This is a genomic window from Candidatus Kinetoplastibacterium crithidii (ex Angomonas deanei ATCC 30255) (assembly GCF_000319225.1).
Lineage (GTDB): Bacteria > Pseudomonadota > Gammaproteobacteria > Burkholderiales > Burkholderiaceae_B > Kinetoplastidibacterium > Kinetoplastidibacterium crithidii_B.
This window is the reverse complement of record NC_019815.1, coordinates 363,852-385,595: the sequence shown is the minus strand read 5'-3', so window position 1 is coordinate 385,595 and position 21,744 is coordinate 363,852. Positions and strand designations below refer to the sequence as shown.

Below are 21,744 nucleotides of genomic sequence, written 5' to 3'. Positions count from 1 at the left end.
ATTTAAATTTTAAAAATCAAACCCGTAAAAAACTAACACTATTATTAACAATCTATTATATGTCTAATTCCTCCATTGCAAATATACAAAAATATGGTGTTATATCATCTGTTGATGATATTATCGATGAACTAAAATCTGGTCGTATGATTATATTAATTGACGAAGAAGATAGAGAGAATGAGGGTGATTTATTAATAGCTGCGGATTTTGTATCTTCTGAGAGTATCAATTTTATGATAACACATGCCCGTGGGTTGGTATGTCTAACTTTAACAGAGGATCATTGTCAAAAGTTAGGTCTAAGTATGATGACAGAAAATAATAGTTCTCGTTATGGTACTAATTTTACACAATCAATAGAAGCGGCAAAAGGTATAGGTACAGGTATTTCTGCTTCTGATAGAGCACATACTATAAAAGTAGCTACAGATAATAATGTTACACCAGAAGATTTGGTGCAACCTGGCCATATATTTCCAGTCAGATCTGTTAAAGGCGGAGTTTTATCCAGGGCAGGGCATACTGAAGCAGGGTGTGATTTAACAAGAATGGCTGGTCTTAATCCTGCTGCTGTAATTTGTGAAATCATAAATAAAGATGGTTCAATGGCTAGATTACCAGATCTGTTAGAGTTTTCTAAGGAGTTTAATTTAAAAATAGGTACAATTTCTAGTTTAATACAATACAGAAGTGAAAAAGAAACTTTAATTGATATGTATAGTAGTTTTATAATAAGTACAATGTATGGCGATCTTAAAGCATTTTGTTATCGTGATGTTATAAATTCTTCAATTCATATTGCTTTAGTACATGGTAATATTGAGTTGTATAAAGATACTTTGGTCAGTATACAAACACCGTCTTCTATCTTAGATGTAATGAGAGTAGATGATAATTTTGGTCTATTGACAATTAATAAGGCTTTAGAGAGAATTGTGCAATCTTCTTCTGGAGTATTGTTATTAATAAACAGCCATATTTCTTGTGATGATGTTTTAAGAAGTATTAATGAATTTAATAAAACCAAACCATTTCTAGATAATTCGAAATATAATTTGGCTACACATGGAGTTATATCACAGATACTTTGTAATATAGGTATTAGTAGTATTAGATTAATAAAAGAGAAAAATTCCCCTAATAAGTTTGATTTTGGTCTTTCAGTTTCGGGATATGAGTTTATATAGAGTTTTATTTTTATAAGAAAATTATTATGGATATTAATAGTATTAATCCGAATCTAGATGGTAAAGGTCTTAGTATTGGTATAGTTGTATCTAGGTTTAATGATGAAATAGGGCAGATAGAATTAGATTACTGTTTAGAAGAATTATTTTCTTTAGGTGTCTCGGAATCAGACATAGTTTTAATGACAGTTCCTGGAGCTTTAGAAATAGGTGTAGCTATGTTGCATCTTATTGAAAATCGTGAAGTTGATGCTTTAATAGCTCTTGGTGCTGTTATTCGAGGTGAAACTTTTCATTTTGACATAGTTAGTAATGAAATGGCTTCTGCTATTACAAAACTATCTATACAATCTGGTGTACCAATAGCTAATGGTGTTTTAACAGTTGATAGTTACGAGCAAGCCAATGTTAGAGCGTCTGAAAAAGGACGAGATTGTGCCGATGCAGCTGTAGAAATGGCTAATTTAATTCAAATGCTTAAATCTTGATTTGTTAATATCATTTATCTTAGTAAAATATATTACACGGCTTATATATGAAAAAAAATAAAACAACAGCAAGAAGAAAAGCAAGAGAATTTGCTTTGCAATATATTTATTCATGGATAATTACAGGATCTAATCAAGAAGATGCTTTTAATGATGTTCTCTATAATTTCTTTGAGATAAATAATTTTAGAGATATAGATAAAGATTGGTGTAAAATACTCATTTCAGGTATTTTGCAAAATTGTGAAAATTTAAGAAGTAATTTCACACCATATTTAGATAGACCACTAAGATCTATTTCTCCAATTGAACATGCTATTCTGCTAATAGGAAGTTTTGAATTAATTGAACATATGGAGATTCCTTATAGAGTTATAATTAATGAGTCTGTAGAGCTAGCTAAATCTTTTGGTGGGACCGATGGTTTTAAATTTATCAATGGTGTATTAGATAAAATGGCTAATAGTATTCGTGCTAATTAATTAGCTTTAGTTTTTATAATTTATTATTTCTTTAAGTGAATATGTCAGAGTTCGACATTATTAGAAAGTATTTCTCCAAATCTGTAGTACAAAAAAGTATGTTAGGGGTTGGTGATGACTGTGCTTTATTTACAGTTCCTCATGGAAATGAAGTTGCTGTTAGTAAGGATTTATTAATAGAAGGTAAGCATTTTTTCTCTAATGTTGATCCTGTGTCGTTGGGTCATAAGTCTTTGGCAGTTAATTTATCAGATTTAGCTGCAATGGGGGCACAGCCTATTGGATGTTTGCTTGGTATTGCGATTCCAACAGTGGATCATCGATGGTTATCAAAATTTTCAAAAGGTTTTTTTAAATTATCTAATGAAGTTGCCTGTCCATTATTAGGTGGTGATACTGTAAAAAGTTCCTCTGGAATATCGATAAGTATAACAGTTTTTGGGGCAGTGCCAGTATCACAAGCTATTCGTAGAAATGGAGCCAAATTAAATGATGAAATTTGGATTTCTGGAAATTTAGGCAGTGCTGATATTGCATATCGCATTATAACGAAGCAAATTATGGGTAGTAAATCTTTATTAAGAAGAACTATACGTGCTTTGGATTGGCCTAATCCGCGGATACATCTTGGTCGTTGTTTATTGGGAATAGCTAATTCTGCTATTGATATTTCAGATGGTTTTTTACAAGATTTGAGTCATATTACTAGGTCTAGCAATTTAGGGGCTAATATATATTATGATGAAATTCCATTTGATAAATATTTAGAAGGAAAAGTGTCGCAAGAAGATATTAAAAAAGCTATTTTGAATGGTGGGGATGTGTATGAATTATGTTTTACTGCATCAAAAAGTAATCATAATGCTATTAGAAAAATATCTAATGACACTGGTATTGTACTGCATATGGTAGGTAAGATGGTTAGTGGTAAATCTATAAAAATTTCCCCCCATGATAGATCTATATTATATGATATCAATGGCTTTAATCATTTTTAAAAAAGTATATTTTATAAGAGATATAATTAATGCAAGATCGTTATAATGCTAGTTTTCCAAGTTTTTCTTGGATTTGCAAAAATCATAGTAGATTTTTTGCTTTTGGTTTTGGCAGCGGATTAATAAGACCAGGTTCAGGTACTTGGGGAACGTTAATGGCTTGGTTGTTATGGTTTAGTTTTTTGAGGTATTTTGATAACTTAACTATGGGCTGCCTATTAGTTATTGGATTTTTTTATGGTTGTTGGGTTTGCCAATCTATGGAAATTGAATTAAATACAAATGATCATGTTGGAATAGTTTTTGATGAAATTGTTTCATTTGTATTTATTTTATGGGTTTTAAAAGGATCTTTTCTTATTGAGTTATTATCATTCATTATATTTAGGTTTTTTGATATAATAAAACCACCACCTATTAAATACGTAGATAGAGTATTTAAGAGTGGATTTGGTGTTATGTTAGATGATTTAATGGCTGCTATTTATACTATAGCTGTGGTTTTATTAATTAATAAAATTATGTAATTTTATTAATTATGGTTTAAAAAATTGTTTATTAAATTTTTTAATGATTTTGCTGAGTCTGATGCTGCTTCTCTCCAATTATCATCTTTAGATGAGTATAATATTGATCTAGATGAATTTATCATAACACCTCTATTTATTTTGTTTATGCCAGATAGAACAGTATTTTTAATATCACCTCCCTGAAATCCTATGCCCGGTATTAGTATGGGCATCCTTTCTCCTACTATTTTACGAACTATAGATAATTCTTTGGGATATGTAGCTCCAACAACTAAACCAAATTGATTATTTGTATTCCATTTTGTTGATACTATTTCAGCAATATATTCATATAACATCATTCCATTTTTTAATTCTAAAAATTGTAAATCTGATCCACCAGGATTTGATGTTTTACATAATATTATTATGCCACGATCTTTCCACTCCATGTATGGCAATATAGAGTCTAGTCCTAGAAATGGATTAATTGTTACTGCATCTGCATTATATCTTTCGAAAGCTTCGATTGCATATTGTTCAGCTGTAGTTCCAATATCCCCTCTTTTAGCATCTAAAACAATTGGTAGAAATGGATATTTATTTTTTATATAGGAACATAATTCCTCTAATTGTTCTTCAGCACGCAATGCAGAAAAATATGCAATTTGAGGTTTGAAACTGCATGCATATTGCGCAGTTGCGTCTACTATTTCAATACAGAATTTTAAAATAGAATTTTTTTTATCTTTTAATTCATAGGGAAAATTTTTAGGGTTAGGATCTAGTCCTATTTGCAATAAAGAATTGCTTTTTTCCCATGACTTTTCAATTTTTTCTATAAAATTCATTTTTCTTTTATAATACCTATATATTAATTTTAATATTCAATTTTTGGTATTTTAGCTGTCTATTTCTAAACTGTATAGCCAAAATGTTTAGAACTGCACTAGAATTTGCGTAATTATATCTATTTATTTGTAATAATATTATCTAAATTGAAATTTTGCAGTACATTGAATATTTTTATATAACTTAGCATAAGTGATGGATTTAATATCATCACTATTTATTCATTTTATGCATAAACTATGTATTTGTTATACACCATAATTAATATTAGCAATAGGTTTTAATTTAAATTTTATTTAGATTATTTTTTAATAATTGAAACTGATTGCATATTATTTAGATTATTAGATTTTGAATAATGTGCTGATTTTTTTAATATCAACACATCATTTTTGTAATGTTAGGAACTATAACGAAAACCTAACTAGGTACTTTAAGGAGCATTTCTACCCCTGATAATCCTTTGCTGATTTCACGTAAAGCTAATACTGTAGGTTTATTATTTGATTCAACTTTAGGCATATGACCTTGAGATAATTCTCTTGCTCGATATGCTGCTGCTAAAGTTAGATCAAATCGGTTATTAATATTTTTTAAACAATCTTCTACTGTTATACGGGCCATTTTATTTTCAATATCATAAAGGTTACAGACTACTTAATCCTATCATTTATCTATTCAGTTGTAACTCCTAATCTAGTAAAAAGTTCTACATTTTTGCTAGCTTGCACCTGAAATTTTAATTTTGTTGCATTAATAATATGAATTAAATCACTTAGTGCTTTATCAAAGTCATTGTTTACAATAATATATTCACATGTTTTTGCATATTTAATTTCTGTGGTTGCAGCATTTATTCTCCTAGTAATAGTTATTAAATCATCTTGTGCTCTTTTTATTAATCTTTTTCTCATTTCTTCAATAGATGGTGGTAATATAAATATGCTAGTTGCTTCTGGATATTGTAATTTTATTTGCTTTGCTCCTTGCCAATCTATTTCTACTATTATATCTTTTCCTTTGCTAATTTGATGGTTGATAAAGTCTTTAGATGTTCCATAGAAATTACCATGTACATTAGCTGATTCTAAAAAAACTTTATCATTATGCATTTTTTGAAATTCATCTATTTCTATAAAATGATAGTCAAAACCATTTTTTTCAGTTGGACGAGGTTTTCTAGTTGTATATGATATAGATACAGATATATCTTTATGTAAATTAGTTAAAGCTTTTATTAGACTAGATTTGCCAACTCCACTAGGAGCTATTATTATAAATAAATTACCATAATTCATATTATTTTCTTTGAAAAATCTTATTAAAATTGAATTTATAATTTATTATATGATTATTATAGTTTTCAATGAATAAAAATAAATTTTCTTTTTTGCATGATTTGATTTTTATATGAGGTAAGGTGTAGTTGTTAAAGTTAAATATTTATCAATATGTCATTATTTTTATGACTATTGATATTAATAACAAAATTAAAATTTGAGGTGAGATGCATGGATTCTACTTTTATTTCAAGAATGGAAAAACAAAAGATAAAGACGCCAGAGCCTTTATCTTTTATTTCTTTTGATAAAGCTGAAAAAGCAGTTGATTATCTAATAGAGATATATGAAAGGAACACGAATTTTTTGTGTTCATCTTTTATAGAAGAAATAAATTGTAAAGATCAGGTGGCTAATCATAAATTTAGAGCATTCTATCCGGCTATAAGGATTTCTGTGTCTACTCATGATTCCATAGATTCAAGAATTTCGTATGGCCATGTTGCAGAGCCCGGATTCTATCAAACTACTATTACTAGACCTAAGCTTTTTAAATCTTATTTGATTGAACAGATTAGTCAGCTTATAAATAATCATAATGTTCCTGTTTGGATTGGTGAGTCTAATTCTGCTATACCAATACATTTTGCTTTTATAGATACTAATGCAAAATTTCAAGAAAATGATAGTGCCAATAGATTACTAAGGGATATTTTTGATGTGCCAGATTTATCTGTTACAGATGACTCTATAGTTAATGGGACTTGGAAAGGAAAAGAGAAAGAACCGAAACCATTAGCTCCTTTTACTGCTGAACGCATAGATTATTCGCTGCAAAGATTACAACATTATACGGCAACAGCACCAGAATTTTTCCAAAATTATGTTTTATTTACAAACTATCAGTTTTATGTTGATGAGTTTTGTAATATGGCAAAAAAGTTAATTTTACAAGAAAATGGTGGTTATACAGCATTGGTTGAGCCAGGTAATAATATAATTACTAAGGATAATTGTAATAATTTGAGAAGTGATGGATTTAAAACTCCTCAAATGCCTGCTTATCATTTAGTCAGGCCTAATCATTCAGGCATTACTTTAGTTAATATAGGGGTAGGGCCATCAAATGCAAAGACAATAACTGATCATATTGCTGTTTTGAGACCTCATGTTTGGTTAATGTTAGGACATTGTGCTGGTCTAAGAGATTCACAACGTTTAGGTGACTACGTGTTAGCACATGGTTATGTAAGAGATGATCATGTTCTTGATATAGATTTGCCTACTTGGGTTCCTGTTCCTGCATTAGCTGAAGTCCAAGTTGCTTTGGAGCGTGCTGTTGAAGAAATATCTGGTCTTGAAGGATGGGAATTGAAACGTATTATGAGAACTGGTACTGTTGTAACTATAGACAATCGTAATTGGGAATTACATGATCAGGTAGAATTAGTAAAACGTTTTTCTCAATCTCGAGCAATCGCTTTAGATATGGAGTCTGGTACAATAGCTGCTAATGGTTTCAGATTTCGTGTGCCTTATGGTACTTTATTATGTGTTTCCGACAAACCATTACATGGAGAATTAAAATTGCCTGGTATGGCTACTGCTTTTTATCGTACCCAAGTTAATAAGCATTTAGAAATTGGTATTAAAACGTTGGAAATTTTGCGCAGTATGCCTTCTGCAAGGCTTCATTCCAGGAAATTACGAACATTTATGGAAACTGCATTTCAGTAATCTTATTTGGTGGAGCGGAGGAGGATCGAACTCCCGGCCTTCGCATTGCGAACGCGACGCTCTCCCTACTGAGCTACCGCCCCATATTTTATTAACTTGTTCTATATAGTTTTTATTCTAATAGACACAGGAGCATGATCTGAGGGCCTTTCTTTTTTTCTCATTTCTATGTCTATGTTAAATGATTCGCAAACCGATTGAACAGAATTTGATGCTAGTATATGATCAATTCTTAAGCCATTATTTTTGAGAAAACTATAATTTCTATAGTCCCACCAGGTAAATGATTTTTTTGGCTGATCGAATTTATTGAATAAATCATTTAGTCCTAGATTAATTAAATTCGTAAATGCTGTTCTTTCATCTTTAGATACTAGTATTGTGTTTTGCCAAATATTTGTATCATATACATCATCGTCACTAGGTGCAATATTATAATCACCTAATAGTATTAAATTTTTATGATTTTCTAATTCATTATAGATGAATGTGTTTAAATGATAGAACCATTCCATTTTATATCTAAATTTATCACTTTCTAATGATTGCCCATTAGGACAATAAATACAAATTATTCTTAAATCAAAATTATTCACATTTACAGTTATAGATATTACTCTTTTTTGTTCATCTATATAATTTTTAATGCCATAAGAAACTTCAATTGCTTTATACTTACTTATTATTGCTACTCCATTATAAGTTTTTTGACCATAACAATAAGATTGATAACCCAATCTATTAAATTCTTCATGAGGAAAATTATCATCTATGAGTTTTGTTTCTTGTAGGCACAATATATCTATATTATTTTTTACTAGGAAATCAAGAACTTGATTAAATCTTATCTTAAGAGAATTAACGTTCCATGTAGCAATATTCATTGTATATTATATATACGGTAGACAAATTTTAAAATTCAAAAACAAATCTATAAAACGAGGAATTGCTAAAAATATTACTTGTTTTATAGATTTGTTTATATATCAAATAATTTTATTATTTTTTACATATTTTTTATTGCACTAGACAGGCGACTTTTATGTCTAGAAGCTTTATTTTTATGAATAATACCTTTATCAGCTATCCTGTCTATAATACTAACAGTTTTTTTAAAGGTTTCTTCTGCAGAGATCTTGTCAGCGTTTTTAATAGCTTGAATTACTCTCTTTATAGCAGTACGAAACATTGATCGTAAGCTAGAATTATGTTTATTACGTTCTATTGACTGTCTAGAACGTTTGCGAGCTTGTGCTGTGTTTGCCATCTTACTCCAACTCAATAAAATATTTGATTATAAAATAAAAACTAATGAAGCTAAAAAGCAGCTTGATAATTGCATTTTAAACTATTTAATTTTGCTGTCTAGTATGATTTATATATTTTACGTTTGTGTTTTTGTAAAATTATTAGGTCTCATGCCAAACAGGAATAGTACCATTAAATATGATAACATTGCTAATAATATTATATGAATAAATATAATAAATCTGTATATAAAATGTGTTTGTAGGCCAATCCAATCTATTCTATTATCAAAGTAATTAAAAATTATTGCAACAACTATAGATGCAGGTATTATTTTTAATAAAAATTTACCCCAATTATTATTTTTATAGTCAAAAAAATTCCTTTTTATTAGGATTGTTAACATAAGTAAAGAATTTGTTAATGCTCCCATACTAATACCTAGTGCCAATCCTATATGAGAATATATTGGAACAGCTATAAAGTTTACAATTTGCGATATAACCAAACCAAATAAAAATATTTTAGTTGGTGTTATTGTGTCTTGCATAGCATAGAAAGCAGATGATAGTAATTTAGATGACATTAATCCTATAACACCTAATGAATAAGCCATAACAGCATATTTTGTTTGATTAACATCTATGTTATTAAATGCACCAAAATGAAATAATGTTGCTACCAAGCCAGTTGGGAAAGTTGCCATGCATATTGCAGATGGAATCCCGAATATGATTACAAGTTTTAAACCATTATTTAATAATTTGTTATATTGAATAGTATTCTTTGTTGCAAAAGTTTTTGATAATTCTGGTAACATTACTGTACTTAAAGCCATACCTAACAATGAAACTGGAAGTTCCATTATTCTATCTGCAAATGTTAGCCATGTAAGACTTCCATGTTTTAACCATGTTGCTATATTTGTATTTATAAGAAGTGAAACTTGCGAAATAGTCATTCCTATAATAGCTGGAATCATTTTTTTTATTATTTTTTGCACATCTTTATCATTCCATGATTCCATGAAATTTGTTGACCATTTTGGAGCAAAACCTATTTTTATTATGGCTATCCATTGAATGATTAGTTGAATTATTCCTCCTAATATTACACCTATGGATAATGATAATACAGGTTGTTGTAAATATTTTGAAAGGAATATACATGAAAATATCATTGATATATTTAGTAGTGCTGGTGTAAAAGCTGGTATCGAGAATATTTTCCAAGTATTTAATATGCTAGAAGCAAATGATGTAAGAGATATTAATACAATATAAGGAAACATAATTCTTGTCATACTAACAGTACATTTGAATTGTTCTATATTATCAGTTGAATTACATATTCCACTTGCAATAGTTTTGATAATTAGTGGTGACGTTAATATTCCTATCATAGCTATAACACTTACACTTAATGTAAGTACGATAACTGTTTTGTTGATTAAAGATCTTGTTTTATGGTAATTACTACAGTCATTATTATGTATATTGTTTAATATAGGAATAAAAGCTTGAGAAAAAGAACCCTCTGCGAATATTTTTCTCAACATATTAGGTACTCGGAATGCAATCCAAAAAGAATCACTGATGTGGTTTGCACCTATGGTTTTTGCAATAAGAACATCACGTGCTAATCCTGTAATTTTGGAAAAAAAAGTAAAAATACTTACAGTTAAGATTGAGCGAATAATTCTTTTTAGAATCATATTATTTCGAGGTTATGTTGATTCATTATTCATATTTCTAATGAATCAACTATTAAAAATCATGACTTCTATATAAGAAAAATAATTTTTCTTTTAAAAGAAACATGCTATTTATAAGATAGATATTATATAGCTTTTATACATTACAATTGTTGTTGTATATCGATTCTAAAATTCTATTTTTAATTTCTTCTACAGATCCTAGTCCTAATATTTTCCGATATTTGGGTGCTGTATCTGGTTCTTTTTTTGCCCATGATGAGTAATAATCTACTAATGGTTTTGTTTGTTCTTTATATATTTTTAATCGATTACGTACGGTTTCTTCGTGGTCATCTTCTCTTTGGATAAGGTCTTCTCCTGTTATGTTATCTTTCCCTTCAAATTTTGGAGGATTGAATGTTATATGATAAGTACGACCACTAGGCATGTGTATGCGACGTCCACTTATTCTTTCTATAATATTTTTTTCTGGCACATCTATTTCTATAATGTAGTCGAGATTTATATTAGCTGTTTTTAGAGCATTTGCTTGATTAATATTCCTAGGAAACCCATCAAGTAAGTATCCATTATGGCAATCATTATTTTCTAATCTGTCGCTGACTAGTTTAAGTATTATAACGTCAGGAACTAACTTACCAGCATCCATTATTTTTTGAACCTCAGAACCTAAAGAAGATCCGTTTTTAATAGCTGTCCTTAGCATATCGCCAGTTGAAATTTGAGGTATATTAAAATGCTCAGTTAATAATGAGGCCTGGGTGCCTTTGCCGGCTCCTGGAGGTCCGAGCAATATTAGACGCATGAGTACTCCTAATTAAAAAATTATTTTTGGAAAGAGATCGAAGTTTTAATGTAATAATTATGTACAGGTTTTTTTATTTTTATCATTGTGATCCATATATTTCTAATTTTTTGATAATAATCAAATATGCCAATTTCCATATTATAACAATTTCTAAAGTTCTTAACTGTTCTAAAAAGTTTTTTAATTTGAACTGTTGATATTTTAATTCACGAAAGGTATATAAAAACAACGCATAGTAGGTATGTATTTTATAGTCTTTATTATGATTATTAGATTTATTATCATTACTATAATATTTTGTTTTTCTAAAATAAATAGGAAAATCAGATATTTTATCAATTAAAATATCTGATTTTTTTGTTGTTCCATAACTTAATGCTCTTTTATTAGCTGCTATTCTGTTTGAATAGTTCGTACTATCATAATTTTGATACTTGATAATGGATACTTTGCTAGTAACCATTGTTGCAATTGAAAAACAATTTATATCAGCTATCATTTTTTAGAATTATTTTTGAATTAAATTTAGTTGGAATTATAAAAATTACTTCATTATCCCAATAATATTTAACCTTTTAAAATAGTATTTTTTACTAACAAGTAAAACCGGAAAAATTATTAAATCAAATTTACATAATAATTTTTGATTTTCTGATCATGAGATAATTATTTACTACAAATACAAATATTTTAGGTTAAAATTTATAGTAATATGTCATTCATTGCTTGGTCAGAATTTTTTAATTATCTTGAAACATAATACAATTTGTTAGAGATATAGGCTAGAATATATTTAACCAAATGTATTAATAAAATCACTTTTAATTTTATATATACTACTTATGGTGAAAATCATATATATATTCAGATATTTTTTTTATAAAAGTATAGTCTGAAAATTTTGCTATTACTGGTATTTCCCATAATCTATCATCTTTGATATTCAAACATTTTATAGCATCTTTAGATGTTATGATTATAACGTCAGCAATTATATTAGAAAAAGTAGATTCTTGAAAATTAAAATGATCGTCGAGTTTAATATATTTATCTATATTTATTTTATATGCTTCTAACATTGTTAAAAATCTTTCATGATTTCCAATTCCAGCTATAGCGACTATTTTTTTGAAATATTTTTTTGAGGAAAATTTTTTTAAAGGCATGGTAATATTTCTATTTAGTACATTACGGGCATGAATAGGTTCTAAAAACATATATAACTCATTATCATCATGATTACTGGAGTTATTTTTGAAATCATGTTTGCTTACATTATTTATAATAAAATCTACTTCTTTTAATTTATTTATTGATTCTCTCAATGGCCCTGATGGCAAAAGTTTCCCATTGCCATGTTTTCTTTCATCTTGGACTACTATTTCAAAATCTCGAGCTATAGATTTATGTTGTAATCCATCATCGCATATTATCACATCAATTTCTGGGTCATGTTTTAATAAAGCCTTAACCGCTTTTATTCTATTTGGATGAGCTGCTACAGTTACTCCGGTTTCTTTGTTAATTAAAGCAGGTTCATCTCCAATTTTTGCTGGGTTATTGATTATATCTTGTATAACAACATCTTTTTTTATTCTTACTCCATAACCTCTGCTAATTACAGCTGGGTTCCATCCTAGAGATTTTAATTCTTTTACTATTGCAATAACAACTGGTGTTTTTCCAGTGCCTCCTATATATATGTTCCCAACTATTATTATAGGAACATTTGGTCTATATATATTCAAAATACCAAATGAATAAGTTTTTTCCTTGATAAAATTATAGAACATGGTTATATATGATAGGGGGGACATAACCTTACTAAAGAATCCTTTTTTTTCCATTGATTTTGTATGGCAATTCTCAAATAATTTGTATTAATCATTTTTCTAAAAACATAGACATTACTAAAATTAATATCATATATTATTTCATTTTTTTATAGCATTAGCATCAAAGATTATATTTTTTATCTATCCACAGAAATTGTGGATAATTGTGTGTGTAACTTCTGAGATATACTGTCTTCCTTAGCCTAAGAGTGGATTGTATAGTTTTTATACAGCTTTATACAAAAGCATTGGTTAATCAAAGAGTTACTACCATATGTCTTGATCTTATGGGTTATTATGGTTTGTTTGATATGTAAATTACTGATTTTTACAAGCGTTTTAATTCTGTGGATAGTTTTTAACTTTGGCGTTGCTTATATGAGTAAAGATACATTATTTGAATTAAGAGATAGTTTTAATGAAGTATGGAGTGTTTTTGAATTAAATAAATTTATAAGTAATTTTTTTGATAAGGAATTGCCTTTTTTTTATGTAAAAGGAGAGATATCTAATTTTGTTATAGCTTCATCTGGGCATTGGTATTTTACATTAAAAGATAGTCAAGCATCAGTAAGAGTTGTAATGTTTAAAGGTTATTCATCATCGGTGTTATTTGTACCAAAAAATGGCGATCAAGTACAAGTTTATGCTAAATTGTCTTTATATACTCCAAGAGGAGACTATCAGTTGCAAGCGACTGGTATCATCATATCTGGCACAGGAAACTTGCATGAGCAATATTTAATGATAAAAAATAGATTAGCTCTTGAAGGTCTATTTGCAAAAGAAAGAAAGAAAAGTATTAAAACCATTCCGAATTCGGTTGGCATCATTACTTCATTAAAAGCAGCAGCTTTAAAGGACGTTATTGCAGTTTTTAAGAGAAGAGCCCCTTATGTCAGACTAATTATTTACCCAGCACCAGTACAAGGGGAAAATTCTTCCCATAAGATTATTGAGCAATTAAAAATTGCAAATAGAAGATTAGAAGTTGATACTTTACTTTTAGTTAGAGGTGGTGGTAGTTTAGAGGACATGTGGTGTTTTAATAATGAGGACCTAGCACGTGCTATTAGCGTGAGTTTAATACCTATTATTAGTGGCATTGGTCATGATATTGATTTTACAATTGCTGATTTTGTAGTAGATTTGCATGCACCAACACCAACAGCTGCTGCTGAACTAGCTTGTGTAGCTAAAAAAGATTTAGAGAATAAATTATATTGGTGTCAAACTAGTATTAGTAAGTCTCAGACAAACCTTATAAGAATTTTTGAGCAAAATCTTGATAAACTTTCATTTAGGATAATTTCTCCAGAAATAATCTTAAATCGTAAAAAAGACATAATTTCATATTTTTTTAAATTATTATCATCAATGGTTAAGGAACCAAAATCCAGGTATTCTCAAAAAATAACAATTTTAAAAAATAATTTATTAAATAATAAGCCAGCTTTAGATAATTACTTAAGTTTTATTAATTCATATGCAGATAAGCTATTTAGAATCCATAGGTCTATTTTACTTTTTAAGAAAAATAGTTTAGGGCATTTAGAATCTAGATTGCATTTGTTAAATCCAGAGAATGTTTTATTGCGAGGATATTCTTTTGTTAGAAGTAATGATGGTAAGCTTGTAAGAAGCTCTAAAGATTTAGTTTATAAGCAAAGATTGGAAATTCAATTTTCTGATGGTAAAGTAGACGTATTAGTAGATTCTTGACATAGAATCAGTTGTTTATTTTTAAAATATTATAGGAGTTTAAACTAAAATGATTCATGTTTTACCAGATTTGCCATATAAAATAGATTCTTTGAGTCCTTATATTTCAAAGGAGACACTAGAATTTCATTATGGAAAACATCATCAAACTTATATTAATAATCTCAATTCGTTAATTCAGAATACAGAATTTCAAGAAATGTCATTGGAAGAAATAATTAAAAAATCTTCTGGTGCTATATTTAATAATGCAGCACAAGTATGGAATCATAATTTTTATTGGAATAGTATTTGTCCTGATTCCACAAAAAAACCAGAAGGAAATTTGGCTGATGCCATTAATCAAAAATGGGGTAATTTCGAGTCATTTAAACTAGAATTTAATAAACAAGCTGCAAGTAATTTTGGATCTGGTTGGACTTGGCTAGTAAAGAAATCAGATAGAAGTCTAGAAATTTTAAATACTAGTAATGCTGGAACTATTGTAAATAGTAATGATAAAGCTATGATTACATGTGATGTTTGGGAGCATGCATATTATATCGATTATAGAAATGCAAGAGTTAAATATTTGGAAAATTTTTGGTCAATAATCAATTGGAAATTTGCTGAACAAAATTTCTCTCTATAAGTGGTAATAAATTGTAAAGCCCAGTTGTTATTCATATTAACTGGGCTTTACAATAATCTTATCTTTCTTAACATAAATATTATTCTAATTAATAATAAACTTACTTTATATTAATAGAATTATCAATATTTATATCGCGAAACATAATTATATTTGTGGTTTTGTTATATTCAGTGCTTGTTTTCCTTTTGGTCCTTGTGTGAGTTCATATGAAACTTTTTGTCCTTCTTTTAGGGTTCTGAAGCCATCCATTTGAATAGAAGAGAAATGTGCAAATATTTCTTCGCCTCCATCATCTGGAGTTATAAATCCAAATCCCTTAGCATCATTAAACCATTTTACTGTACCAGTTGATTTCACTTTTTGATCATTATTCATTTCGTTTATACTAGACATGTATACTGCCTCTTTAAATCACATGCTTACAGGCAAATTATTAATTATTTTAAAATTGTTAAATAAGAATACTGAACAACTTCTGTTTATAATGATGCTATGCTTTCCTTTCTTTAGTCAAGTAAGCTTTATAATACTTTTGTGAATTTATGTTCATTTGTGTTTACTAGAGCACAAAATTTATAGAAACTGTTGTTTCATTAACAATAATAACAATATAAATTTTATTATTTACACTTCTGATTTGTAATTAGTTTGAGTTTTGCTTTTAAAAGTAGTTTAAAAATAAATAATGATGTCATACGTTTTTCAAATGAATTTGTGTTTAAATTGCATTTTTCTTAAGTAATAGTCGACAAAGTGCTAAAAAAAACACTACAATATGAGATAGTTTGCAAACAGTTTTATTATGCAAATTAAAAAATGATTATTGGTTAAAAAGTTTTGTTGGTGTTTTCCAACATTCACCATATATCATCTAAAATAACATATTAATTATTTAGGAAACTATATGCCTAAAATGAAAACTAAAAGAGGCGCTTCTAAGCGTTTCAGGTTTCGTAGTGATGGCTCTGTAAAACGTGCCCATGCCTTTAAAAGGCATATCCTTACCAAGAAAAATACCAAAGTAAAACGTCAATTGCGTGGTTCTACTGTAGTTCATAGTTCTGATATGGCTTCGGTAAGAGCAATGATGCCTTATGCTTAATAATAAAAATAATGGAGAATTATTATGCCTCGTGTAAAACGTGGAGTGACGGCTCATGCTCGTCATAAAAAAATTATCAATTCAGCCAAAGGCTACCTAGGACGTCGTGGTAATGTTTTCAGGATTGCTAAGCAAGCTGTTATGCGTGCTGGTCAGTATGCTTATCGTGATCGTAGGAATAAGAAAAGGACCTTTCGTTCTTTATGGATCACTCGTATTAATGCCGCTGTGCATGAATATGATTTAAATTATAGCGTTTTTATAGCTGGCCTTAAAAAGGCTATGATTGAGATTGATCGTAAGGTTTTAGCAGATATGGCAGTTCGTGATAAGAATGGATTTGCTTGTATTGTGCAAAAAGTTAAAGAAAGTTTATAATAATATTTTACACGGATGCATTTTTTATGATTGTATCCGTGTTTTTTTTAGTTAAACGTATAAATGATTCATTTATTAGATGACATTGTTAAAAATGCAGAAAAGGAATTTGAGTCTGTAAAAGATTCAGCTTCTCTGGATAGAGTAAAGGCACATTTTATTGGAAAAAATGGTGTTTTAACGAAATTTTTTAAGCAGTTTTCTGATTTTGATATAGAGACAAAACGTCAATATGGAAAATTAATAAATGAGGCCAAGAATAAAATAGAAGTTTTATTGGCTAATAAAAAATCATATTTGCAGGATGTTAATATTTCTTTGAGTGTTTCCTCTAACTTAATTGATGTTACCTTACCTGGTAGGGGTAAATCATTTGGAAATATACATCCAATTATGAGAACTCAAGAAAGAATAGAGAAGATTTTTCGTTCTATAGGGTTCGATGTTATAGATGGACCAGAAATAGAAACAGATTGGAATAATTTTACTGCGTTGAACAGTCCGATTGATCATCCTGCTCGTTCTATGCAAGACACTTTTTATCTGAATCTAAAAGATCAGAATGGATTGCCTCTTTTGTTAAGGACGCATACAAGTCCTATGCAGGTTCGTTATGCTAGCACTAATAAACCTCCTATTAAAGTTATAGCTCCTGGCAAAACATATAGAATAGATAGCGATGCAACACATTCACCTATGTTTCATCAAGTTGAAGGTTTATGGGTTTCTAAGGATGTTTCATTTGCTGATTTGAAAGGGATTTATACAGAGTTTTTAAAATGCTTTTTTGAAACTGAAAATCTTTTACTACGGTTTAGACCATCTTTTTTTCCATTTACAGAACCATCTGCAGAAATAGATATGATGTTTACAAGTGGATCAAATAAGGGCAAATGGTTGGAAATATCGGGTGCTGGTCAGATTCATCCTAATGTAATTAGAAATTTTGGTTTGAATCCAGAATATTATATGGGTTTTGCTTTTGGTTCTGGATTAGAACGTTTGACTATGTTGAGATATGGTATTACTGACTTACGTCATTTTTATGAAAATGATTTGCGTTTTTTAAATCAAATTAGAAATTAAAGTTGGTTATTTATAATGCAATTTCCTGAATCTTGGCTATTTTCTATGATTGATCCTCAAATTACTTCAGAGGAGCTTTCTGATAAGCTTACTATGTCTGGATTAGAAGTCGAAGAATTATATCCTTTTATTGAACCCTTACAATACAAAATGCTGGTGATAGAGGTTTTGGATTTAATTTACTATGATGATTCCAGTGGAGTATCTATTTATTTAATAAATGATGGTATTAATTGTATTGATTCTAATAGTTGGGCCTATTGTATAGGAATAAAAAATATTAAACCTGGTTCTAAGGCTATAGTTGCTAATAAAGGAACGGTTCCTATTAATTTTGATTATAAAAAATTAAATTTATTCGGCAAAGGTATATGTTTTGGTGAAATTTGTTTATTTGAAGATTTAACATTATTAGACAGTTTAAAAGAAGAAATTGAATGTAATTCAAGATTAGGTGATGATATATATAGCAAATTTAATTTAGGAGAAAATATTTTTAATATTAAATTGACACCTAATAGAGCTGACTGCTTATCTATACTAGGTGTTGCTCGAGAAGTTGCTGCTTTAACCAATAATTCTATTTCTTTTCCGAAATATGATTATATTTCTCCTGCTATTAAAGATATTTTAAGACCTAATATCATTGCTAATGATTTATGCGGTCGTTATTCTGGGAGAGTAATACGTAATCTCAATGTTAATGTGGAGACTCCACTTTGGATAAGAGATCGTTTAATTAAATCAGGATTAAATTGTGTTTCTGTCTTGGTAGATATATCTAATTATGTAATGCTAGAACTTGGTATTCCTTCTCATATCTATGATTTAGATAAAATTTCTGGAACTTTACAAATCAGATGGTCAAAAAAAGGTGAACAGGTAACCTTGTTAAATGGTAATTTAGTTAAATTGGGTGATCATATAGGTGTTGTAAGTGATAATGAAGGCATATTAGGATTAGCTGGAATTATGGGTTCTAAAGTTTCTTCAGTCACAGAAGAAACTAAAAATATATATATAGAGTCAGCGTTTTGGAAACCAGTTGCTGTGGCTGGTTTATCTAGAAAATTGAAATTGAATTCAGAAGCTGCTTATCGTTATGAGAGAGGAGTTGACTATAATTCAACGAAAGAATGTTTAAATTATATAACTAGCTTGATTATAAATATTTGCAGTGGTAGTGCAGGACCAATTGAAGATATCATTGTAGATTTACCTGAAACTAATGCAATATGTATGCGTCTTTCTAGATGTATAAAAGTTTTGGGTGTAAAAATAGAACATGAAGATGTTCGTGCTATTTTTAATAAACTGAAAATGAAATTTGAAGAAAAGAGTGACTCTTTTTATGTCATTCCACCAAGTTATCGTTTTGATTTAAAAATAGAAGAAGATTTAATAGAGGAGGTTGCTAGGCTATATGGTTATGAGAATATTCCATCTATTCCTCCAGTAACACAGTCAAACATGTTGATGTTTCCTGAATCCATCTTAGATAAACATGATATTAGAAAAATGATGGCGTCCAGAGACTATCAAGAAGTAATTAATTATAGTTTTATTCATTCTGAATGGGAAGAAAAATATTGTAGTAATATAGACTCTATAAAACTAGAAAATCCAATTTCTGCTAATCTCTCTATTATGAGATCTAGTATTATTTCAAGCTTAGTTAAAAATGTTTCTTATAATATCAATAGACAATTTTCTAGAGTTAGACTATTTGAGATTGCACGTGTTTTTTTTAAAGATAGTAGTATTGATAATGATAATGAGAATGTTGCAGGAGTTAATCAGCCTGTTTTATTATCTGCTATAGCCTATGGTAATCTTTTAGAAGACCAGTGGTCTGAAAAGTCACGTTTAGTAGATTTTTATGATGTGAAGGGCGATATTGAAGCTTTATTTGGTAATAGATATTCAGATCTTGTTTTTGAATCTAAGTATCATAAAGCTTTACATCCATCTCGCAGCGCATGTATAAGTATCTATGGTCGTGAAATTGGATGGATTGGTGAATTAAATCCTATGTTAGTTTTAGATGCGGAATTACCTTATGCTCCTATCGTATTCGAATTGGAATTAGACGCTTTATTAGTTGTAAAAATACCTGAAGCGCAATTTTTATCAAAACAACCAATGGTTGTCAGAGATATTTCTTTGTGGATTGATAAAAATATACAATTTCAAATTGTTAAAGAAAAAATTAATAATTTTATTAAATTAGATGAAAGATTATTTATCGTAAAGGACTTTAAATTATTTGATGTTTGGTCTAATGAGAAAGTTAATGATATTGTTGAAGAAAAAAGTATAGCAATGAGATTTTGGTTTCAAGACGATGTAACTTTAGATGATGATAGGGTCAATGTTTGTATCAATGCAATTATAGAATGTCTTGTAAAATCAATCGGTGCTCGTCATCGTATTTAAATTATTTGTTGTGGATTAGTATAATGAGTAATTCTAATACATTTACTAAATCAGAGTTAATTGATTTAGTTTTCGAAAGAGTTGGTTTAAATAGGTCAATCTCTAAAAATATTGTAGACTCTTTTTTCGAAGAAATTCGTAGTTCGTTAGCTAATGGTAAAGAGGTTAAATTGTCTGGTTTTGGTAATTTTAGTTTGCTAGATAAAGAACAAAGACCAGGTAGAAATCCCAAAACTGGAATTCCTACTGTTATTTCTGCTCGTAGAGTTGTAACATTTCGTCCAAGTAAAATATTAAAAAGGAATATAAATATATAAATATATAAATATTTATAAGCAATTTTATTTAATTTATTATGCTAATGTCATATTTTTAGGATTAACATATTATGTCTGAAAATTTACCTCATTCGATACCTTGCAAAAAAATTTTTGACATAGATGAAGTATCTAGATTGTGTAATGTAAAACCTCATGTTATTAGATACTGGGAAAGGGAATTTCTGAGAAATAGATTTGGGTTTAAGTTCATAAATAGGAGATATTATAAACATCATGAAGTATTAGTTCTAAGAAAAATATATTCTTTAATATATGAGAAAGGATTCACTATTAATGGTGTACATAGTATCTTAAATGGTATGAAAGATTTCAAACATTTTTCTTCAAATAACGTTGTACAGTTTACTGGAAAAGATATTAATAAATTAAACAATGAAATAGAAGAAATTATAAATTCTTTTCTTGTGGTAATTGATAATTGTTAATTTGTTATGAATTTATTTATTAATTCGGGGTGTAGCGCAGCCTGGTAGCGTGCTTGCATGGGGTGCAAGTGGTCGTGAGTTCGAATCCCACCGTCCCGACCATAGTATTATTTTTTATATTTTCAATAAATAAAATGTATAGTTTTTATAAAAACATTCAATTGAAATTTATTAATGGGGTAACTTTCTATGCAGTTTTGTGATCAAGAGATTTTAGTAGATGTATCTACAGCTGCAATTGATACTGGTGGTTACGGTGTTTTTCTAACAGTGACTTCTGAAGGCGGCACGGAAGTTGATAATGTTTTTTCTTATCTTGGAGACTGTGCTTCTTTATTTGAGGCAAGAAATTTAGCAGAGATTTTTGCAAAAAAATGGATAGATGAAAATATATTCCCATAGATTCATTTTATAGGCAGGTTTTGTATTGAAGTATTTAATTTTACAGATCAATAAATTACAATTTTTATTGATCT

At 28.8% G+C, this 21,744-nt stretch carries 25 protein-coding genes and 2 tRNA genes; 16 read left to right on the top strand and 11 right to left on the bottom strand.

Annotated features, from left to right (window positions below; translation table 11 throughout):
• Positions 1–59: 59 nt before the first annotated feature.
• The 5 genes from ribB to CKCE_RS01710 are packed head-to-tail and all read left to right on the top strand — an operon-like array spanning position 60 to position 3,685.
• A complete protein-coding gene (gene ribB / locus CKCE_RS01730) occupies positions 60–1,190 on the top strand; it encodes a 3,4-dihydroxy-2-butanone-4-phosphate synthase (protein WP_015238604.1) in 1,131 nt (376 codons plus the stop codon).
• Between the two features lie 26 nt (positions 1,191–1,216).
• A complete protein-coding gene (gene ribH, locus CKCE_RS01725; protein ID WP_015238603.1) occupies positions 1,217–1,678 on the top strand; it encodes a 6,7-dimethyl-8-ribityllumazine synthase in 462 nt (153 codons plus the stop codon).
• Between the two features lie 47 nt (positions 1,679–1,725).
• Complete coding sequence (gene nusB / locus CKCE_RS01720; protein ID WP_015238602.1) at positions 1,726–2,160, top strand: transcription antitermination factor NusB; 435 nt, start codon at positions 1,726–1,728, stop codon at positions 2,158–2,160.
• A 41-nt stretch (positions 2,161–2,201) separates the two neighbouring features.
• Positions 2,202–3,158 (top strand): thiamine-phosphate kinase, encoded by a 957-nt coding sequence (gene thiL / locus CKCE_RS01715; protein ID WP_015238601.1) that lies wholly within the window; start codon positions 2,202–2,204, stop codon positions 3,156–3,158.
• Between the two features lie 29 nt (positions 3,159–3,187).
• Positions 3,188–3,685: a phosphatidylglycerophosphatase A family protein gene (locus CKCE_RS01710; protein ID WP_015238600.1), complete on the top strand. Its 498-nt coding sequence runs from the start codon at positions 3,188–3,190 to the stop codon at positions 3,683–3,685.
• 5 nt (positions 3,686–3,690) lie between these two features.
• Here CKCE_RS01710 and pyrF read toward each other — a convergent pair whose 3' ends face one another.
• From pyrF to gmk, 3 genes are all read right to left on the bottom strand, one after another.
• Positions 3,691–4,518, bottom strand: coding sequence for an orotidine-5'-phosphate decarboxylase (gene pyrF / locus CKCE_RS01705; RefSeq protein ID WP_015238599.1), 828 nt, complete (start codon positions 4,516–4,518; stop codon positions 3,691–3,693).
• 421 nt (positions 4,519–4,939) lie between these two features.
• Entirely contained in the window at positions 4,940–5,143 is a 204-nt protein-coding gene (rpoZ, locus tag CKCE_RS01700; RefSeq protein ID WP_015389083.1) for a DNA-directed RNA polymerase subunit omega, read from the bottom strand.
• A gap of 50 nt (positions 5,144–5,193) precedes the next feature.
• Positions 5,194–5,817 carry a guanylate kinase gene (gene gmk / locus CKCE_RS01695; protein WP_015238598.1) on the bottom strand — a complete coding sequence of 208 codons (624 nt, stop codon included), beginning with the start codon at positions 5,815–5,817 and terminating at the stop codon, positions 5,194–5,196.
• A gap of 213 nt (positions 5,818–6,030) precedes the next feature.
• Here gmk and CKCE_RS01690 point away from each other — a divergent pair, with 213 nt between their 5' ends.
• A complete protein-coding gene (locus CKCE_RS01690; RefSeq protein WP_015238597.1) occupies positions 6,031–7,536 on the top strand; it encodes an AMP nucleosidase in 1,506 nt (501 codons plus the stop codon).
• A gap of 7 nt (positions 7,537–7,543) precedes the next feature.
• Here CKCE_RS01690 and CKCE_RS01685 read toward each other — a convergent pair.
• From CKCE_RS01685 to lpxK, 7 genes are all read right to left on the bottom strand, one after another.
• A tRNA-Ala gene (locus tag CKCE_RS01685) sits at positions 7,544–7,619 on the bottom strand.
• Positions 7,620–7,637: 18 nt separating this feature from the next.
• Positions 7,638–8,420, bottom strand: coding sequence for an exodeoxyribonuclease III (gene xth / locus CKCE_RS01680; RefSeq protein ID WP_015238596.1), 783 nt, complete (start codon positions 8,418–8,420; stop codon positions 7,638–7,640).
• A gap of 122 nt (positions 8,421–8,542) precedes the next feature.
• Positions 8,543–8,803: a 30S ribosomal protein S20 gene (rpsT, locus tag CKCE_RS01675; RefSeq protein ID WP_015238595.1), complete on the bottom strand. Its 261-nt coding sequence runs from the start codon at positions 8,801–8,803 to the stop codon at positions 8,543–8,545.
• A 117-nt stretch (positions 8,804–8,920) separates the two neighbouring features.
• Positions 8,921–10,498: a murein biosynthesis integral membrane protein MurJ gene (gene murJ / locus CKCE_RS01670; RefSeq protein WP_015238594.1), complete on the bottom strand. Its 1,578-nt coding sequence runs from the start codon at positions 10,496–10,498 to the stop codon at positions 8,921–8,923.
• Between the two features lie 136 nt (positions 10,499–10,634).
• The gene (gene adk, locus CKCE_RS01665) at positions 10,635–11,306 is read right to left on the bottom strand and encodes an adenylate kinase (protein ID WP_015238593.1); all 672 of its coding nucleotides are present in this window, start codon (positions 11,304–11,306) and stop codon (positions 10,635–10,637) included.
• Positions 11,307–11,388: 82 nt separating this feature from the next.
• Positions 11,389–11,808, bottom strand: a complete 420-nt coding sequence (locus tag CKCE_RS01660) for a hypothetical protein (protein WP_015238592.1) — start codon at positions 11,806–11,808, stop codon at positions 11,389–11,391.
• Positions 11,809–12,145: 337 nt separating this feature from the next.
• Positions 12,146–13,156, bottom strand: coding sequence for a tetraacyldisaccharide 4'-kinase (lpxK, locus tag CKCE_RS01655; protein WP_015389084.1), 1,011 nt, complete (start codon positions 13,154–13,156; stop codon positions 12,146–12,148).
• A 366-nt stretch (positions 13,157–13,522) separates the two neighbouring features.
• Between lpxK and xseA the strand changes: the two genes are divergently transcribed.
• Both xseA and CKCE_RS01645 read left to right on the top strand, forming a co-directional pair.
• Positions 13,523–14,866: an exodeoxyribonuclease VII large subunit gene (gene xseA, locus CKCE_RS01650; protein ID WP_015238590.1), complete on the top strand. Its 1,344-nt coding sequence runs from the start codon at positions 13,523–13,525 to the stop codon at positions 14,864–14,866.
• A 49-nt stretch (positions 14,867–14,915) separates the two neighbouring features.
• A complete protein-coding gene (locus CKCE_RS01645; protein ID WP_015238589.1) occupies positions 14,916–15,497 on the top strand; it encodes a superoxide dismutase in 582 nt (193 codons plus the stop codon).
• 147 nt (positions 15,498–15,644) lie between these two features.
• On the opposite strand, the gene CKCE_RS01640 is transcribed toward CKCE_RS01645, so the two are convergent.
• Complete coding sequence (locus CKCE_RS01640; RefSeq protein WP_015238588.1) at positions 15,645–15,893, bottom strand: cold-shock protein; 249 nt, start codon at positions 15,891–15,893, stop codon at positions 15,645–15,647.
• A gap of 511 nt (positions 15,894–16,404) precedes the next feature.
• On the opposite strand from CKCE_RS01640, the gene rpmI reads away from it, so the two are divergent.
• The 8 genes from rpmI (at position 16,405) to CKCE_RS01600 (ending at position 21,670) form a co-directional block, all read left to right on the top strand.
• Entirely contained in the window at positions 16,405–16,602 is a 198-nt protein-coding gene (rpmI, locus tag CKCE_RS01635) for a 50S ribosomal protein L35 (protein ID WP_015389085.1), read from the top strand.
• 24 nt (positions 16,603–16,626) lie between these two features.
• A complete protein-coding gene (gene rplT / locus CKCE_RS01630; protein ID WP_015238587.1) occupies positions 16,627–16,980 on the top strand; it encodes a 50S ribosomal protein L20 in 354 nt (117 codons plus the stop codon).
• A 63-nt stretch (positions 16,981–17,043) separates the two neighbouring features.
• Positions 17,044–18,066: a phenylalanine--tRNA ligase subunit alpha gene (gene pheS / locus CKCE_RS01625; RefSeq protein ID WP_015238586.1), complete on the top strand. Its 1,023-nt coding sequence runs from the start codon at positions 17,044–17,046 to the stop codon at positions 18,064–18,066.
• 15 nt (positions 18,067–18,081) lie between these two features.
• Positions 18,082–20,502 carry a phenylalanine--tRNA ligase subunit beta gene (gene pheT / locus CKCE_RS01620; protein WP_015238585.1) on the top strand — a complete coding sequence of 807 codons (2,421 nt, stop codon included), beginning with the start codon at positions 18,082–18,084 and terminating at the stop codon, positions 20,500–20,502.
• A gap of 23 nt (positions 20,503–20,525) precedes the next feature.
• Positions 20,526–20,819 (top strand): integration host factor subunit alpha, encoded by a 294-nt coding sequence (locus CKCE_RS01615; RefSeq protein ID WP_015238584.1) that lies wholly within the window; start codon positions 20,526–20,528, stop codon positions 20,817–20,819.
• A gap of 71 nt (positions 20,820–20,890) precedes the next feature.
• Positions 20,891–21,268, top strand: a complete 378-nt coding sequence (locus CKCE_RS01610; protein ID WP_015238583.1) for a MerR family transcriptional regulator — start codon at positions 20,891–20,893, stop codon at positions 21,266–21,268.
• Between the two features lie 25 nt (positions 21,269–21,293).
• Positions 21,294–21,370: transfer RNA gene (locus tag CKCE_RS01605), tRNA-Pro, on the top strand.
• A gap of 87 nt (positions 21,371–21,457) precedes the next feature.
• On the top strand, positions 21,458–21,670 hold the full coding sequence (locus CKCE_RS01600) for a hypothetical protein (protein ID WP_015238582.1): 213 nt from the start codon (positions 21,458–21,460) through the stop codon (positions 21,668–21,670).
• Positions 21,671–21,744 lie beyond the last annotated feature (74 nt).

What these genes read in the sequence shown, in the direction of transcription:
- CKCE_RS01640 (WP_015238588.1), bottom strand. Translation starts at nt 15,893, where the DNA reads ATGTCTAGTATAAACGAAATGAATAATGATCAAAAAGTGAAATCAACT.
- pyrF (WP_015238599.1), bottom strand. Translation starts at nt 4,518, where the DNA reads ATGAATTTTATAGAAAAAATTGAAAAGTCATGGGAAAAAAGCAATTCT.
- xth (WP_015238596.1), bottom strand. Translation starts at nt 8,420, where the DNA reads ATGAATATTGCTACATGGAACGTTAATTCTCTTAAGATAAGATTTAAT.
- CKCE_RS01645 (WP_015238589.1), top strand. Translation starts at nt 14,916, where the DNA reads ATGATTCATGTTTTACCAGATTTGCCATATAAAATAGATTCTTTGAGT.
- nusB (WP_015238602.1), top strand. Translation starts at nt 1,726, where the DNA reads ATGAAAAAAAATAAAACAACAGCAAGAAGAAAAGCAAGAGAATTTGCT.
- CKCE_RS01710 (WP_015238600.1), top strand. Translation starts at nt 3,188, where the DNA reads ATGCAAGATCGTTATAATGCTAGTTTTCCAAGTTTTTCTTGGATTTGC.
- rpsT (WP_015238595.1), bottom strand. Translation starts at nt 8,803, where the DNA reads ATGGCAAACACAGCACAAGCTCGCAAACGTTCTAGACAGTCAATAGAA.
- CKCE_RS01660 (WP_015238592.1), bottom strand. Translation starts at nt 11,808, where the DNA reads ATGATAGCTGATATAAATTGTTTTTCAATTGCAACAATGGTTACTAGC.
- CKCE_RS01610 (WP_015238583.1), top strand. Translation starts at nt 20,891, where the DNA reads ATGTCTGAAAATTTACCTCATTCGATACCTTGCAAAAAAATTTTTGAC.
- CKCE_RS01600 (WP_015238582.1), top strand. Translation starts at nt 21,458, where the DNA reads ATGCAGTTTTGTGATCAAGAGATTTTAGTAGATGTATCTACAGCTGCA.
- ribH (WP_015238603.1), top strand. Translation starts at nt 1,217, where the DNA reads ATGGATATTAATAGTATTAATCCGAATCTAGATGGTAAAGGTCTTAGT.
- thiL (WP_015238601.1), top strand. Translation starts at nt 2,202, where the DNA reads ATGTCAGAGTTCGACATTATTAGAAAGTATTTCTCCAAATCTGTAGTA.
- rpmI (WP_015389085.1), top strand. Translation starts at nt 16,405, where the DNA reads ATGCCTAAAATGAAAACTAAAAGAGGCGCTTCTAAGCGTTTCAGGTTT.
- lpxK (WP_015389084.1), bottom strand. Translation starts at nt 13,156, where the DNA reads ATGGAAAAAAAAGGATTCTTTAGTAAGGTTATGTCCCCCCTATCATAT.
- pheS (WP_015238586.1), top strand. Translation starts at nt 17,044, where the DNA reads ATGATTCATTTATTAGATGACATTGTTAAAAATGCAGAAAAGGAATTT.
- adk (WP_015238593.1), bottom strand. Translation starts at nt 11,306, where the DNA reads ATGCGTCTAATATTGCTCGGACCTCCAGGAGCCGGCAAAGGCACCCAG.
- rpoZ (WP_015389083.1), bottom strand. Translation starts at nt 5,143, where the DNA reads ATGGCCCGTATAACAGTAGAAGATTGTTTAAAAAATATTAATAACCGA.
- CKCE_RS01690 (WP_015238597.1), top strand. Translation starts at nt 6,031, where the DNA reads ATGGATTCTACTTTTATTTCAAGAATGGAAAAACAAAAGATAAAGACG.
- gmk (WP_015238598.1), bottom strand. Translation starts at nt 5,817, where the DNA reads ATGAATTATGGTAATTTATTTATAATAATAGCTCCTAGTGGAGTTGGC.
- CKCE_RS01615 (WP_015238584.1), top strand. Translation starts at nt 20,526, where the DNA reads ATGAGTAATTCTAATACATTTACTAAATCAGAGTTAATTGATTTAGTT.
- murJ (WP_015238594.1), bottom strand. Translation starts at nt 10,498, where the DNA reads ATGATTCTAAAAAGAATTATTCGCTCAATCTTAACTGTAAGTATTTTT.
- rplT (WP_015238587.1), top strand. Translation starts at nt 16,627, where the DNA reads ATGCCTCGTGTAAAACGTGGAGTGACGGCTCATGCTCGTCATAAAAAA.
- pheT (WP_015238585.1), top strand. Translation starts at nt 18,082, where the DNA reads ATGCAATTTCCTGAATCTTGGCTATTTTCTATGATTGATCCTCAAATT.
- ribB (WP_015238604.1), top strand. Translation starts at nt 60, where the DNA reads ATGTCTAATTCCTCCATTGCAAATATACAAAAATATGGTGTTATATCA.
- xseA (WP_015238590.1), top strand. Translation starts at nt 13,523, where the DNA reads ATGAGTAAAGATACATTATTTGAATTAAGAGATAGTTTTAATGAAGTA.